Consider the following 14518-nt stretch of genomic DNA (forward strand, 5'->3'; position numbering starts at 1 on the left):
CATGCAACTCTATTATCACCCCGACCAGGAGCGCCACGCCCCGCCCAGCTTTCTGCTTCGCGGCCGCCAGGTGGCCTCGCCGGAAGGGCCGTTGCGTGCCGAACTACTGTCTGCTGGCCTGGATGCGTGCGGCCTGTCACTGGTCGCGCCTGCCACCAACGACGATGAGCGACTGCGCGAGCGGCTGCTGCGCATCCATACGCCGCGCTATCTCGAATTTCTCGAGACCATTCACGCCCGCTGGCAGGCGTTGCCGGACGCCGCCGAGGTCGTCGCGCCCAACGTCCATCCCTGCGGCGGCGGCCACCACTATCCGCGTCATGCGGTGGGGCAGGTAGGTTGGCACATGCACGACATGGCCTGTCCGATGACCGCGGAGAGTTTTACCGGCATCCTGGCCAGCGCCGCCAGCGCCGAGGCCGCCGCCGAGGCGGTGTTGGCTGGCAAGCGCCACGCCTATGCGCTGTGCCGGCCACCGGGCCATCACGCCGGCCCGGAGCGGGCCGGCGGTTTCTGTTTTCTCAATAATTCGGCGTTGGTCGCCTCGGTGCTGCGCGAGCAGCATGAGCGGGTGGCGATTCTCGACGTCGACCTGCATCATGGCAACGGCACTCAGGATATTTTCTACGCGCGGGGCGACGTGTGGACAGGTTCGCTGCATGCCGACCCGACGGATTTCTATCCGTTCTTCTGGGGCGGCGCTGACGAGACTGGCGAAGGTGAGGGGGCTGGCGCCAATTTCAATATCCCCCTGCCATTGGGCAGCGACGGCGTGGCCTTTATGGCCGCGTTGGAGCGCCTCATCGAGGCCATGCAGGCGTTTCGTCCCACGGCGCTGGTGGTGGCGCTGGGGCTCGACGCCCACAAGGCCGACCCGCTGGCCGGATTGGTGCTTGAGACCGAGGATTTCACTCTCCTGGGGCAGCGTTTGGCAGCCATCAGGCTGCCGACGGTGATCGTCCAGGAGGGGGGCTACCCGACGCAGCACCTGGGGGCCAACCTGGCTGCGTTCATGCGTGGCTACTGTCAGACCTGACCATCTATTGCACACGGAGCAGCATATGAGCATCCAGTATCACGACAGCAACACCCGCATGAGCCAGGCCACCTTGCATAATGGCACCGTCTACCTGGCCGGCCAGGTGCCCGATGATGCCAGCGCCGACATGCGTGGCCAGACAGAGCAGGTGCTGGCCAAGATCGAGCGCTTGCTGGCCGGCGCCGGCAGCTCCAAGGAGCATCTGCTCAGCGCCCAGATCTGGGTCACCAGCATGGCTGAGCTCGACCAGATGAATGCCGCTTGGGATGCCTGGGTGGTGCCCGGTCGCCCGCCGGTGCGCGCCGCCACCGAAGCCAAGCTGGCCAAACCCGAGTGGAAGGTCGAGATCATGGTTATCGCGGCGATTCCAGGGGCCTGATATGCGTGTCATCTCAGCCGAAGAGGTCGCCGCGGCGCTGCCGTGGCCGGCACTGGTCGAGCGGCTGGCGTCGACCTTTCGCAACGGCGTGGAATCACCGCCGCGCCACCACCACGCCATGCAGCGGCCTGACGGCGAGGCCACCCTGCTGCTGATGCCGGCCTGGGAGCAGGCCGGGTATATTGGGGTCAAGATGGTCAACGTCTTTCCCCAGAATGCTGACCACGGCCTGCCGGCGATTGCCGGCGTCTATCTGCTTAGCGAGGGCGCCCACGGTCGCCCGCTGGCGTGCCTCGACGGCAGCGAACTGACCCGGCGGCGCACCGCCGCCGCCTCGGCGCTGGCCGCCCGAGAACTGGCGCGTGATGACGCCGAGACGCTGCTGGTGGTGGGGACCGGCAAGCTGGCGCCGATGGTGATCGAGGCCCACGCCGCGGTGCGCCCCATCAAGCGCGTGCGGATCTGGGGGCGCCATCGCGACAAGGCCGAGCGGCTGGCCGCCGACTACGCCGGGCGTTTCGACTGCGCGGCGGTGGAGGACCTCGAGGCGGCCACCCGTGAGGCGGATATCGTCAGCTGCGTTACCCTATCCAGCGAGCCGCTGATCCGCGGCGCTTGGCTCTCGCTGGGCACCCATCTCGATCTAATCGGCGCCTTCCGCCCCAGCATGCGCGAGACTGATGCCGAGTGTTTCTCGCGCAGTGAGGTGTTCGTGGATACCTACGCCGGCGCCCAAGGAGAAGCGGGGGACATCCTGCAGGCTATCGATGAGGGCGCCTTTCGTTTCGACGACATCGGCGCCGAGCTGGCCGAGCTGCTGTGCAACGAGAAGTCGGGACGCTCCTCGAACGAGGCGATCACCCTGTTCAAGTCGGTGGGGGCTTCGCTCGAGGATCTGGCGGCGGCCATCGAGGTCTGGGAGCAGCTCGAGGGGCGTGCATGACCTGTGCCACCGGGCTGTGGCACCTGTGACGATGCCATGAACCGACTTGGGCCATGAGCCAGCTGGCGGCGCCAGGTGATAACGCAGTAGGCTGGATACGCTTATGACAACGACCGGCGTTGGGGAGAGGTGACGTGCATATTGCGGTGATCGGTGCCGGCGTGGTGGGTGTGACCACGGCGCATGCCCTACAGCAGCGCGGCCACCGGGTCACGGTGGTGGAGTGCCTCGCTGCGGCGGGGCTCGAGACCAGCCGCGCCAATGCCGGCCAGCGCAGCTACGGCTATGTCTACCCCTGGGCCTCGCCGGCGATGCTCAAGAAGGCCCTGCCGTGGCTGGTCAAGCGCGACGGCCCGCTCAAGCTACGGCTACCGCCCTCGCGGCACACCTTGAGTTTTCTCGCGGCGACCTGGCGCTTTGCCCAGCAGCCCGGCCTGTTCGAGACCAACAAGCGTGCCATGCTGCGTCTTGGCGCTTATAGCCGCCAGTGTTTCGAGGCGCTGGAGGATGATGCGACGCTCGACTTCGATGCCGGTCGGGGCGGCCTGGTCGATCTGGCCAGCGACGTCGAGTCGCTCAAGGCGCTGCAGGTCAACGCCGGGCTGCTCGGTGAGCTGGGTATCGAGCATCAACTGATGACGGCGGCCGAGGTCGCCGAGCGCGAACCTGCACTGGCCGGCAGCCAGCCGCTGGTAGGCGGCATCTGGCTGCCCGGCGACGGAACCGGTGACTGCTACCGCTTCACCCAGGCGTTGGCCGCGGTCTGCGCGGCACGTGGGGTGGATTTCCTGTTCCAAACCCGAGTGACCGGCGCCGAGCGTGACAGCGGCGGCCATCTGCGTGCCTTGACGTTGGCCAACGCCACGGGAGAACCGCAGGCTCCGCTGGCCGCCGACGCCTTTGTGCTGTGTGCCGGCACCGCCTCGCAGCGCCTCGGAAAGCTGTTCGGTGCCCGACTGCCGATCTATCCGGTCAAGGGCTATTCGCTGACCATGCCGCTGCGCGATGCTGCCCTGGCACCTCGCTCGACGGTGATCGATGATCGCTACAAGGTGGTATTCACACGCCTCGGCGAGCGGCTGCGGGTCACTGGCTTCGTCGAGCTTGCCGAGCATGACCGGCAGATTCCAGCGGCGCGGCTGGCGACGCTACGCCGTGCCGTGGCAGCGCGATTCGCCGGCGCGGCCGATGTCGACGCCGCCGAATCATGGGCCGGCTTCCGGCCGATGACGCCGGATGGGCCGCCGGTGATTGGTGAAGGCAAGCGCAACAACCTATTCCTGAATACCGGCCACGGCACCTTTGGCTGGACCCTGTCGGCAGCCAGCGCCCAGCTGATCGCGCAACTGATCGACGGCGACAAGCCGGCGTTGGCCCTCGAGGCATTTCGTCCGGGGCGATTCGGCTGAGAGAGCGTCTAGCGGACAAAAGAAAACGCCATGAAGCCCGACGCTTCATGGCGTATTCCTTCCTCCCTGAGCACCGTCCGGGTGCCATGGCCGTGGCCATTTCCTGTTGGCGCTCCCTGCGCCGTCGCATCCTTGACGAGGTAGAGCAGTATCCTTTGCGCCCGCCCAACCGTTATAGGCCGGATAGATGACAGTCTAGTCACGATTGCGTGACCTTTCCTTGTCATCGCTCAAATCAGTGGCGATATGCTGCTCCAGCGCGCTGAGCAGCCCGCGCAGCAGCGAGAGCTCGCGGCGTGAAGGCTGGGCGCGGGCGAACAGCGTCTGCAGCTGCTGCTCGGTGGTGGCGTGGGGCTGGGTGAGAAAGCCGCTACTGGCCATGACCCGCGAGAGATGCGCCTGGAAATGCCCCAGCTGCTCACGGGTTGGCGGCTCGGCCTGGGCCGGGCGCTGATAGCGGTAGTCGCTGGCCGGCTGCCGGCGCCAGGCGCGGTGTACTTCGTAGGCCAGCACCTGCACCGCCTGGGAAAGGTTGAGGATGCCGTAGTCGGGATTGGCCGGAATGCTCACCTGATGGCTGCACTGGCGGATCTCGTCGTTGGTCAGCCCCGAGCGCTCGCGGCCGAACACCAGTGCCACTGGTGACTGGCGGGCATGCCCGACGACCGTCTCGGCCATGGCGTCGGGTTCATCGAAGTGGGGCAGCGGCAGGCTGCGCAGTCGTGCACTGGCGCCGACCACTTGCACGCAGTCAGCCACGGCGTCGCTCAGTTCATCGACCACCCGAGCGCCGTCTAGCACGTCCTCGGCGCCGGCCGCCAGGCGCGATGCTTCGACGTCGGGGTAGCAGCGCGGCCGCACCAGCACCAGATCACTCAGCCCCATGGTCTTCATGGCGCGGGCGGCCTGGCCGATATTGCCGGGATGAAAGGTCTGGACGAGGACGATGCGGATATTGGAGAGCATGGCGGGGCTTCGCTAACGGGCAGACAAGGGGGTATGTTACAGCGCCAAGCGCCAAGCTGCTGGGCGCTTACGCTTGGCGCTCGCGCTAAAAAAGCAAAAACCCCGCCGGCTGTCACCGGCGGGGTCTGTCTCAGGCGGTGCCTGGGCTGGCTTACATCATGCCGCCCATGCCACCCATGCCGCCCATGTCGGGGGCGCCACCGGCCTCTTTCTCGTCCGGGTCATCGGCGATCATGGCTTCGGTGGTGATCATCAGGCCTGCCACGGAACCGGCTGACTGCAGCGCAGAGCGGGTTACCTTGGCCGGGTCCAGCACACCCATCTCGAACAGGTCGCCGTACTCGCCGGTCTGGGCGTTGTAGCCGTAGTTGCCTTCGCCGTCCTTGACCTTGTTGAGGATCACGGAGGCTTCCTGGCCGGCATTGGTCACGATCTGACGCAGCGGGGCTTCCATGGCACGCAGCGCGATGGCGATACCGTGGGTCTGGTCCTCGTTGTCGCCCTTGAGGTCCTTGATCTTGGTCAGCACGCGCACCAGGGCGGTACCGCCGCCAGGTACCACGCCTTCCTCGACCGCGGCACGGGTAGAGTGCAGGGCGTCTTCGACGCGGGCCTTCTTCTCCTTCATCTCGATTTCAGTAGCGGCACCGACGCGGATCACGGCAACACCGCCGGCCAGCTTGGCGACACGCTCCTGGAGCTTCTCGCGGTCGTAGTCGGAGGAGGTGTCCTCGATCTGGGTACGGATCTGGCCGACACGCGCTTCGATGTCGCCTTCGTTACCGGCACCATCGATGATGGTGGTGTTTTCCTTGGACATGGTGATGCGCTTGGCGCTGCCCAGGTGGTCCAGGGTAGCCTGCTCGAGGGTCAGACCCACTTCCTCGGAGATCACGGTGCCGTTGGTCAGGATCGCGATGTCCTGCAGCATGGCCTTGCGACGATCACCGAAGCCCGGTGCCTTGGCGGCGGCGACCTTGACGATGCCGCGCATGGTGTTGACCACCAGGGTAGCCAGCGCTTCGCCTTCGATGTCTTCGGCGATGATCGCCAGCGGCTTGCCTGCCTTGGCAACGGCTTCCAGCACCGGCAGCAGTTCGCGGATATTGGAAATCTTCTTGTCGACCAGCAGCAGGTACGGGTCTTCCAGTTCCACCGCCATGGTGTCCTGGTTGGTCACGAAGTAGGGCGACAGGTAACCGCGGTCGAACTGCATGCCTTCGACGACTTCCAGCTCGTCTTCGAAGCCACGACCTTCATCGACGGTGATCACGCCTTCCTTGCCGACCTTCTCCATGGCATCGGCAATGATTTCGCCGATGCGCGAGTCGCCGTTGGCGGAAATGGTGCCGACCTGGGCGATGGCCTTGGCGTCGGTGCACGGCACGGCCAGGGACTCGATCTCCTTGACCGCGGCAATCACTGCCTGGTCGATGCCGCGCTTGAGATCCATCGGGTTCATGCCGGCGGTAACGCCCTTCATGCCCTCGTTGACGATGGATTGGGCCAGCACGGTGGCGGTGGTGGTGCCATCACCGGCAACATCGGAGGTCTTGGAAGCGACTTCCTTGACCATCTGGGCGCCCATGTTTTCGAACTTGTCCTTGAGTTCGATTTCCTTGGCCACAGAGACGCCGTCCTTGGTGACGGTCGGGGCGCCGAAGGACTTCTCGATCACCACATTGCGACCCTTCGGGCCCAGGGTGGCCTTGACGGCGTTGGCCAGGACATCAACGCCTCGCGCCATGCGCTTGCGGGCATCATCGGAGAATTTGATCTGTTTCGCTGACATTTTTAGTGGTTCCTAATCTGAGTTCGTGAATCTAACGCAGTGCAGTAACGGGTAGAGGCTTAGCCTTCGACCACGGCGAGAATGTCGGACTCGCTCATGATCAGGACTTCTTCGCCGTCGATCTTCTGCTTCTCGACGCCAAAGCCATCCTTGAAGATCACCGTGTCGCCGACCTTGACGTCCAGCGGACGCACTTCGCCGTTGTCGAGAATCCGGCCGTTACCGACGGCGAGGACTTCGCCACGAGTCGGCTTTTCCTGGGCATTGCCCGGGAGCACGATGCCGCCAGCAGTTTTCTGTTCTTCTTCGACGCGACGGACGACGACGCGATCGTGCAAGGGACGGATGTTCATTGCTCACGTTCTCCTGATGGTTTGCTGTGTCGTGATGGTTCACGACGGTCCATAACAGCTCCGGAAGCGGGCTTCCGGGAAGGCGATTGCCTTCATTGTCATTGGTGCCGAGGAGACCTCGGCACCGAAGCTCGTCTTCTAGCCCAACAGTGGGGGCTGGAGAAAGCCTTTCAAGGCCGCCAAGTAAAATTTTTTACGTTTTTCAGCCACTCAGCGGCGCGAGTCGTCGCGGCTGATGAAATCGCCCTCGATGGGCCCCGCGGGATTGTCTCGATGGCCGCGGTCATGCGCTTGCCAGTCGTCGGCCGGGCGCTGACCGCTGGCCCGATGCCAGTCGTCCGGGCTCGGCCCAGGCTGTTGATGGAAACTGAAGCCGCGCGCCTTGACGCCTACCCGGCCAAAGGCGCGGCCGAGCAGTTGCCGGGTGCCGGGAATCAGGCACATGAAGCCCAGTGCGTCGGAGACGAAGCCGGGCGCCATCAGCAGGGCGCCGCCAAAGATCAAGGCGGCGCCGGTAATCAGTTCACCAGAGGGCAGTTCGCCCTGGGCGAAGCGCTGCTGAGCACGCTGTAGGGTGGCAACGCCCTGGCGGCGCACCAGGTGGAGCCCGATGAAGCCGGTGGCCAGCACCAGCAGCAGGGTGGTGAGCAGGCCGATCTGGCTGCCCACCGAGAACAGGATGACGAAATCGAGCAGGGCGAAGAGGGTAAAGAGCAACAGGAAGGGCATGGTGACTCCTGGTGTAGTTTGGCCTTGATATGGAGGTGGAGCAGGCGTTTTCAAGTCGCGCGCGAGAATGGCCGATAACCAAGTGTGGCGCCGCATGTGCGGGTCTTCGCCAATGGTTGGCTGGGCGAAGGCAGCGTCTCGTGCTAGGGTAATTTATGTTGCGATGCACAATGGCGTCGGCCGCCCCGCACTGGACATGCCGAGCGGTGGCGCGCATCTAGCGAGAGGGCCAGGCACACTGGCACCCATAAGGAGATACCCATTATGCAGTGGAACGATTCGGTGGTGGCGATTACCGGCGGCGCGCGCGGGCTCGGCTTGGCCATGGCCGCGGTACTGGGGCGCAAGGGCGCCCGGATCGCGCTGCTCGACCTCGAGCGCGCGACGCTCGACAACGCGGCCAATGCGCTGCTCGACCAGGGCGTACAGGCAACCGGTTTCGTGGTCGACGTGGCCGACGAGACCTCGGTGCGTCAGGCATTCGACGATATCGCCGCGAAGCTGGGGCCGGTCTCCGGGCTGATCAACAATGCCGGGATCACCCGCGATGGTTTGCTGGTCAAGGCGCGGGACGGCAAGGTGGAGAGCACCATGTCCCTCGAGCAGTGGCGTCAGGTCATCGATGTCAATCTGACCGGCGTCTTCCTGTGCGGACGCGAAGCGGCCAGCCAGATGGTCGAGGCCGGCCAGGGTGGGGTGATCGTCAATATCTCGAGCATTTCCCGCGCCGGCAACATGGGCCAGAGCAACTACTCGGCAGCCAAGGCCGGGGTAGCCTCGCTGACCGTGACCTGGGCCAAGGAGTTGGCACGCTACGGCATTCGCGTCGGTGCGGTGGCGCCGGGCTTCATCGAGACCGAGATGACCTCCGCCATCCGCCCCGAGGTGTTGGAGAAGATCACCAAGGGCATTCCGCTGGGCAGCCTCGGCCAGCCGGCAGATATCGCCGAGAGCGTGGCCTTCATCTTCGACAACGCGTATTTCACCGGGCGGGTGATCGAGTGCGACGGTGGTCTGCGGATCTGAGCCTGCGCGCAAGAAGCCGGGCGGCCCAGTCAGGGTCGCCCGGTGAGCTCAGCAGAGTGGGGAGGAGTTGAGCTCCAAGGCCGGACACACATCTCGTCTACTGCTTGGGAAGAGGCTCCATGCCGGGGCCGCCTAGAAGCTTACCTGGTCGCGGAAACCGTCTACCGTGGCGGCGCCGATGCCGCTCACCCGGCTCATGTCGTCGGCGCTCTCGAAGGGGCCGTTGGCCTCGCGCTCGTCGATGATCGCCTGGGCGCGGGTTGCACCGATGCCGGGCAGTTCTGCTAGCAGCTCCGCGTCGGCAGTATTGACGTCGATGGGGGCCATTTCCTGGGCCAGGGCGGGCAGCGCAAACGTCAGCAGCAGGCTGATGACAAGCGCTTTGAAGAGTCCTTGCATACCGTTCTCCTTAGTAGAGTTATCAGTGGGTCGACACCGCCGGGCGAAGGTGCTGGGAGGCCCTGCGTGCTCTTTAACCATAGACAGAGGCGACGGCGCTGGGATGTGAGCCATTTCTCCATTTTCTGTAAGACTTATATAACAAAACATGAAAGCCATGGCTTACCGGCAGCGGATGCCACTGGGCTGATATACTGAGGCGTATCCCTCTCAGCCTGGACGGAGCCCTCCTCGCGCATGCCGATTACCTCTCCCTTGATCATTGCCCTCGACTACGCCTCTCTCGATGCCGCCCTGTGCATGGCCGATCGCCTCGATCCGCAGCGCTGCCGGCTCAAGGTAGGCAAGGAGCTGTTCACCCGCAGCGGTCCCGAGGTGTTGGACGCGCTGCACGGTCGCGGTTTCGAGGTATTCCTGGATCTCAAGTTTCACGACATTCCCAATACCGTGGCCGGCGCCGTGGAAGCCGCTGCCCAGCAGGGGGTGTGGATGGTCAATGTCCACGCCGGCGGCGGACGACGGATGATGGAGGCGGCCCGTGAACGGCTCGAGGCGGGCGGTCTCGACACGCGGCTGATCGCGGTAACGGTGCTGACCAGCATGGCCGCCGCGGATCTTGCCGAGGTGGGCATTACGGCCAGCCCCGCCGAGCACGTCGAGCGGCTGGCGCAGCTGACCCGGGACAGCGGCCTGCACGGGGTGGTGTGCTCGGCCCAGGAGGCCGAGCGATTGCGGACGCTGTGCGGCGACGCCTTCCTCAAGGTGACCCCGGGCATTCGCCCAGCCAGCGCGGCGGCCGGCGATCAGCGCCGGGTGATGACGCCGGCGGCGGCGCTGGCGGCCGGCAGTACGCATCTGGTGGTGGGGCGGCCGGTTACCCAGGCCGAGGAGCCGATGCAGGCCCTGGCGGCCATCGAGGCGGAGCTGGCGGGAAGCTGACGGCGACTATTCGCCGCGTAGCCCGGTGATCGGCCGAGTGGTGCCCCAGCTGCGGCAGCTGGGGCACTGCCAGTGCAGTTGGCGGCCATCGAAGCCGCAGCGTTGGCAGCGGTAGTGGGGACTGGCGTCGAGCAGCGACTGGGTATGCTGCTTGAGCAGCGTCATCGGTTGGCTCTCGGCGAGCCCGGGCTGGTGGCGATAGAGGTCGACCAGGTAGTCGATGCCGCGCAGGTTGGGCGCCTGGCTGAGCTGCTGGCTGACGAAGTCTGCAGCGGCATGGTCGCCGTCGCGCTGCTGCAGGCACTCGGCGAGCATGATAATGGCGCTGGTCGAGCGAGTCGCCTCGACCAGCGCCTGCAGCGTCTGCTCGAGGCCATCGGGATCCTCGCGGCGCAGGTAGGCGTCGCGCAGCGGGGGCAGTATCAGGGCGGTAAAGTCGGGATCCTGCTCGGGGATGCGTTTGAGCAGCTTGATCTCGGCCTTGTAGTGGCCGGTGTCGTGCTCCATGCGTGACAGCATCCAGGTGGCGCGTACGCAGCGCGGGTCAGTCTTCAGCGCCTGCTTCAGCCGTTTGCGGGCGCGTGACGGACTCGCCGAGTCGAGTTCCTGTTGCGCGAGTTCGCACTGCCAGTGGGCGGCGGCGCGGCGCAAGCCGTTATCCTCACGAATCAACGGCTGCGCCACCTCGAGTGCCGCCTGCCACTCCTTCTCACGCTCCAGTAGGTCGGCCAGCAGGCGCTTAGCGTGGCGCCGGGTGTCCTCGAGGTGAGCCTCGTGGATCAGGCCCTGCAGCAGCTTCTCGGCGCGGTCGAGCAGCCCCAGGTGGAAGAAGTCGCGAGCCAGTTCGAGTTGCACGCTGTCGCCCTGGTGGGCGGTCAGGGTGGGCCGTGCCAGCAGGTTCTGGTGGATCTTGACGGCGCGGTCGGCTTCGCCGCGGGAGCGAAACAGATTGCCCAGGGCAATGTGGGTTTCAATGGTATCGCTGTTGACCTCCAGGGCGGCGACGAAGGTCTCGATGGCGCGATCGGGCTGCTCGTTGAGGAGGTAATTGAGCCCCACGAAATAGTCGCGGGTCAGCGACGGCTGCTGCGCGGAGTCGTCGGGAGCGCGTTGTCGGCGGCCCAGCCACCAGCCGATGGCGACCGCTGCCAACACGAGTGCCAGCAGCATCGGGTCGAGCATTTAGGGCAGTTCCTTGAGCTCCTGGACGCGCAGACGGTCGAGTTCCTTGCGCTGCTGCTGGTTGTGGCGCTGGGCGCGGGTCAGCAGGGTGCGCAGGCGCAGGTAGACGCCGCTCATCGCCAGCATGCCCAGCAGCACCCCGCAGGCCAGGGCGCCGAGCAGCCACACCGAGAGCGATACCGCCGGCAGCTCGATCCAGATCAGGTTGAGCGGCATGGGCTGCTGGTTGTTGACGGCAAACAGGATACCGACCAGCAGCACGGCCAGCAGGATTATTGCCAGGATCACGCCTTTGAGCCAACGCATGGTGATGGATTCCTTAAGTCGTTCAGTAAAGCCGGAGCGGGGCGTCAGTAACCGAGGGCACGGCTGGCGTTGACCTGCTCACGAAGCTCCTTGCCGGGCTTGAAGTGTGGCACGAACTTGCCATCCAGTTCGACCGGATCACCGGTCTTGGGATTACGCCCTACGCGCGGCTCGCGGTAGTGCAGCGAAAAGCTGCCGAAGCCGCGTATCTCCACGCGCCCGCCATCGGCCAGTGCGTCGGTGATGTCGTCGAGAATCAGTCGCACGGCCGCTTCGACTTCCTTTATCGACAGCTCGGGCTGCCGCATTGCTATCTGCTCGATGAGTTCGGACTTGGTCATTGCTTGTCTCCAATGCGGTCTACGCCATATCCGGCTTTGTTGTTTGTCTTCAGCATACTGCGCAAACCGTGATAAAACAACGCACTAGACTGCGACTATCTGCTATCTCACGCAACATGGTCGGGGGCCGTCGTGTGCCACTGCGGTGGCTCGGGTATACTGCGGGCTCATTCATCGAGAGTTTCGAGGTTTCCCTTGAGCGAACAAGCGTCCGCCGACGACATCACCCGCAAGCGCCTGTATTGGCATTCCCGGCGCGGCATGTGGGAGCTCGATCTGCTGTTGATCCCGTTCCTCGAACATCGCTATGGCGATCTCGATGGCGCCGACCAGGCCGCCTACCAGGCACTGATCACCGAGGAGGATCAGGATCTGTTCATGTGGCTGATGCGCCGTGAATGGCCCACTGAGCCGTCGCGGCGACGCATCGTACAGATGATCGTCGACTATGCCGAAACCACCGGTAACGATCAGTACCGTACCCTCTAGGCTGGCGCTGGCCGTCCAGGTCGGCCTGGCACTGGCGGTGGTTGGATTGCTGGCCTGGGTCGCAGCGCCGTGGCTAGCCGCCACGGCGCTGCTGTGTCTGGCGGCAGTGATCGCCCAGTGGTGGCGGGGCCAACGCCCCTGGTCATTGCGCTATGCCAGGGGCGAGGGCGGCTGGCAGATGGCAGGTAGTGAGAGTGGCTGGCGACCGGTAACGCTCGAGCTGGGCTATATCGGGCCGTGGCTGATCGGGTTGCGCCTCGATGGGCGCCCGGTGTGGCTGTGGCCCGACAGTGCCACGCCCGTGGCACGCCGCGAGCTACGGCGCTGCCTGCTGGCCGAGCAGGCTGGCGGCTCGGCTAGTCGCTGGTGAGGTCGCTGAGCCGCAGGCGCGAGGCGAGCGCTCGCGGGGCCGGCGCGGGACAGTCACGGTTGAAGTGCAGGCCGCGGGATTCGCGACGCTGGCGTGCCGCCATCACGCTCAGGCGGGCTAGCCTCAGGGCGTGCTGGAGACGTGCCAGGGCCACGCTGACGGGCTGCTGATGGGCGTCGCGGCGTACTGAGCGCTCGAGTTCGCCCAGCGCCTCGGCGGCACTGGCGAGCCCGGCGTCGCTGCGCACGATACCCACCTGGCGGCTCATGATCTGGTGCAGGGTGGCGAAGCGCGTGGCGAGCCACTCGGGGCTACTCGCGGTAGTGGCCTGGGCTTGCCAGTGCTGCGTATCCACGTCCCGCGCACTCACTGCGCCTTCATCTGCCGTTGAGTCGTCGAGAAGGTGTGCGGCGGCGGCACGGGCGAACACCAGGCACTCGAGCAGCGAGTTGCTGGCCATGCGGTTGGCCCCGTGCAGGCCGGTGCAGGCGCTCTCGCCGATGGCGTACAGGTGTGGCACGCAGCTGGCACCATGCAGGTCGGTGGCGATGCCGCCGCAGCTGTAGTGGGCGGCCGGTACCACCGGGATCGGTGCCTGGGTGATGTCGATGCCACGCGAGAGGCAGTGGGCGTGAATGGTGGGAAACTGGCGGCGAATGTCCTCGGCCGCCAGGTGGCTGATGTCGAGCCAGACGTGCTGTCCCGCTTGGCGCTGCATCTCGGCATCAATGGCGCGGGCGACGATGTCCCGTGGTGCCAGTTCGCCGCGCGGGTCGAGCGCCGCCATGAAGCGCTCGCCGGCGAGATTCTTCAATATGCCGCCCTCGCCACGCAGCGCCTCGCTGATCAGGAAGGGAGGCCCCGCTGGGTCGTAGAGACAGGTGGGATGAAACTGCTGGAACTCCAGGTTCATCAATTCGGCGCCCAGCTCGGCGGCCATTAGCATGCCTTCGCCGCAGGCCGGCTGCGGGCTGGTGGTGTGCTGATAAAGCCCGCTGGCACCGCCGCTGGCGAGCACCGTGTCTTGTGCCAGTAGCGTCAGCGGCTCACCGTCGGCGCTCAGGCAGTGGGCGCCACGGCAGCGGCCTCGGCTGTCGCTGGCCAAGCGTACGGCGGTGAGGTCGTCACGCAGGGTGATCGCCGGGTGACGCCTGGCTTGGCTCAGCAGGGTATCTATCAGCGCGCGGCCGGTGGCATCATCGGCGTGGATCACGCGGCGCGCCCCGTGGCCGCCTTCGCGAGTCAGGTGGTAGGGGTAGAGGGCATCGGGGCTGGTGTCTGGCGTGAATGGCATGCCCAGACTGAGCAGCCAGTCGATGGCGGCTGGGCCATGAGAGACGGTGAAGCGCACTGCTGCCGTATCGCACAGACCATCGCCGGCGGTCAGGGTGTCGCTGACATGGGCCTCGATGTCGTCCTGGGGCGAAAGTACCGCAGCGATCCCGCCCTGGGCCCACTGGCTGGCACCTTGATGGTCATTGCGCGGACGCAGCAGGGTGACCCTACGCTGTTGTGCCACGCTCAGGGCCAGCGTCAGGCCGGCCACGCCGCCGCCGATGATCAGTACGTCAGGCATGGGCTTCCTCGTCAGGCGCGTGCCGGGCATCAGACAGTGGCACTCATGGGTGTTGCTGCAGCATAAGGCGTTGGGCGAGTAACGCAAAGCAGGGGTGGTTAGGCAATGGTGCCCGGAGCCGGGCTCGAACCGGCACGGTGTTGCCACCGAGAGATTTTAAGTCCATAAGCTAATCTTTGAACAGTTTGTATGTATCACCAAGAATTGCCATCTGGCGGGGGTTTACCTTATAATTAGTCCCTAGGTGCATCACGTAGCTTTGAACCTGACTGGTACATAT

16 protein-coding genes, 1 tRNA gene and 1 pseudogene are annotated in these 14518 nt (G+C 65.4%); 8 read left to right on the forward strand and 10 right to left on the reverse strand.

Annotation, left to right across the window (positions count from 1 at the left end; genetic code table 11):
• Position 1: 1 nt before the first annotated feature.
• From CK498_RS00540 to CK498_RS00555, 4 genes are all read left to right on the forward strand, one after another.
• Positions 2-1036, forward strand: a complete 1035-nt coding sequence (locus tag CK498_RS00540) for a histone deacetylase family protein (protein WP_095618922.1) — start codon at positions 2-4, stop codon at positions 1034-1036.
• 25 nt (positions 1037-1061) lie between these two features.
• Complete coding sequence (locus CK498_RS00545; RefSeq protein WP_095618923.1) at positions 1062-1418, forward strand: RidA family protein; 357 nt, start codon at positions 1062-1064, stop codon at positions 1416-1418.
• 1 nt (position 1419) lies between these two features.
• The gene (gene lhpI, locus CK498_RS00550; RefSeq protein WP_095618924.1) at positions 1420-2361 is read left to right on the forward strand and encodes a bifunctional Delta(1)-pyrroline-2-carboxylate/Delta(1)-piperideine-2-carboxylate reductase; all 942 of its coding nucleotides are present in this window, start codon (positions 1420-1422) and stop codon (positions 2359-2361) included.
• Positions 2362-2495: 134 nt separating this feature from the next.
• Positions 2496-3770, forward strand: a complete 1275-nt coding sequence (locus CK498_RS00555) for a D-amino acid dehydrogenase (protein ID WP_095618925.1) — start codon at positions 2496-2498, stop codon at positions 3768-3770.
• 195 nt (positions 3771-3965) lie between these two features.
• Here the strand turns inward: CK498_RS00555 and CK498_RS00560 are convergent, their stop codons facing one another.
• From CK498_RS00560 to CK498_RS00575, 4 genes are all read right to left on the reverse strand, one after another.
• Positions 3966-4736: an RNA methyltransferase gene (locus tag CK498_RS00560; protein ID WP_095618926.1), complete on the reverse strand. Its 771-nt coding sequence runs from the start codon at positions 4734-4736 to the stop codon at positions 3966-3968.
• A gap of 151 nt (positions 4737-4887) precedes the next feature.
• The gene (gene groL, locus CK498_RS00565; RefSeq protein ID WP_095618927.1) at positions 4888-6528 is read right to left on the reverse strand and encodes a chaperonin GroEL; all 1641 of its coding nucleotides are present in this window, start codon (positions 6526-6528) and stop codon (positions 4888-4890) included.
• Between the two features lie 59 nt (positions 6529-6587).
• Entirely contained in the window at positions 6588-6881 is a 294-nt protein-coding gene (locus CK498_RS00570) for a co-chaperone GroES (RefSeq protein WP_076748271.1), read from the reverse strand.
• 210 nt (positions 6882-7091) lie between these two features.
• The gene (locus tag CK498_RS00575; protein WP_095618928.1) at positions 7092-7610 is read right to left on the reverse strand and encodes an FxsA family protein; all 519 of its coding nucleotides are present in this window, start codon (positions 7608-7610) and stop codon (positions 7092-7094) included.
• Between the two features lie 264 nt (positions 7611-7874).
• On the opposite strand from CK498_RS00575, the gene CK498_RS00580 reads away from it, so the two are divergent.
• Positions 7875-8636 carry an SDR family oxidoreductase gene (locus CK498_RS00580; protein WP_095618929.1) on the forward strand — a complete coding sequence of 254 codons (762 nt, stop codon included), beginning with the start codon at positions 7875-7877 and terminating at the stop codon, positions 8634-8636.
• 132 nt (positions 8637-8768) lie between these two features.
• On the opposite strand, the gene CK498_RS00585 is transcribed toward CK498_RS00580, so the two are convergent.
• The gene (locus CK498_RS00585) at positions 8769-9035 is read right to left on the reverse strand and encodes a ComEA family DNA-binding protein (protein ID WP_095618930.1); all 267 of its coding nucleotides are present in this window, start codon (positions 9033-9035) and stop codon (positions 8769-8771) included.
• A gap of 237 nt (positions 9036-9272) precedes the next feature.
• Between CK498_RS00585 and pyrF the strand changes: the two genes are divergently transcribed.
• Entirely contained in the window at positions 9273-9974 is a 702-nt protein-coding gene (gene pyrF, locus CK498_RS00590) for an orotidine-5'-phosphate decarboxylase (protein ID WP_095618931.1), read from the forward strand.
• A 6-nt stretch (positions 9975-9980) separates the two neighbouring features.
• On the opposite strand, the gene lapB is transcribed toward pyrF, so the two are convergent.
• The 3 genes and pseudogenes from lapB to CK498_RS00605 form a co-directional block, all read right to left on the reverse strand.
• Positions 9981-11156, reverse strand: coding sequence for a lipopolysaccharide assembly protein LapB (gene lapB / locus CK498_RS00595; RefSeq protein ID WP_095618932.1), 1176 nt, complete (start codon positions 11154-11156; stop codon positions 9981-9983).
• Positions 11157-11462 (reverse strand): LapA family protein, encoded by a 306-nt coding sequence (locus CK498_RS00600; RefSeq protein WP_095618933.1) that lies wholly within the window; start codon positions 11460-11462, stop codon positions 11157-11159. It lies immediately after the preceding gene.
• A gap of 44 nt (positions 11463-11506) precedes the next feature.
• Positions 11507-11842: pseudogene (locus tag CK498_RS00605) on the reverse strand (integration host factor subunit beta); the annotation flags it as partial.
• A gap of 156 nt (positions 11843-11998) precedes the next feature.
• Between CK498_RS00605 and CK498_RS00610 the strand changes: the two are divergent.
• A complete protein-coding gene (locus CK498_RS00610; protein ID WP_095618934.1) occupies positions 11999-12292 on the forward strand; it encodes an FAD assembly factor SdhE in 294 nt (97 codons plus the stop codon).
• The gene (locus tag CK498_RS00615) at positions 12252-12662 is read left to right on the forward strand and encodes a protein YgfX (protein ID WP_141246889.1); all 411 of its coding nucleotides are present in this window, start codon (positions 12252-12254) and stop codon (positions 12660-12662) included. Before CK498_RS00610 ends, CK498_RS00615 begins: the two co-directional genes overlap by 41 nt.
• Here the strand turns inward: CK498_RS00615 and nadB are convergent.
• Together nadB and CK498_RS26060 are read right to left on the reverse strand one after the other, a co-directional pair.
• A complete protein-coding gene (gene nadB / locus CK498_RS00620; protein ID WP_095618936.1) occupies positions 12649-14238 on the reverse strand; it encodes an L-aspartate oxidase in 1590 nt (529 codons plus the stop codon). The two genes, CK498_RS00615 and nadB, sit on opposite strands and share 14 nt — an antisense overlap.
• Positions 14239-14344: 106 nt before the next feature.
• Positions 14345-14454 (reverse strand) — tRNA-OTHER (locus tag CK498_RS26060).
• Between the last annotated feature and the right edge of the window lie 64 nt (positions 14455-14518).

The sequence above is a fragment of the Halomonas salipaludis genome, from assembly GCF_002286975.1.
Taxonomy (GTDB): domain Bacteria; phylum Pseudomonadota; class Gammaproteobacteria; order Pseudomonadales; family Halomonadaceae; genus Franzmannia; species Franzmannia salipaludis.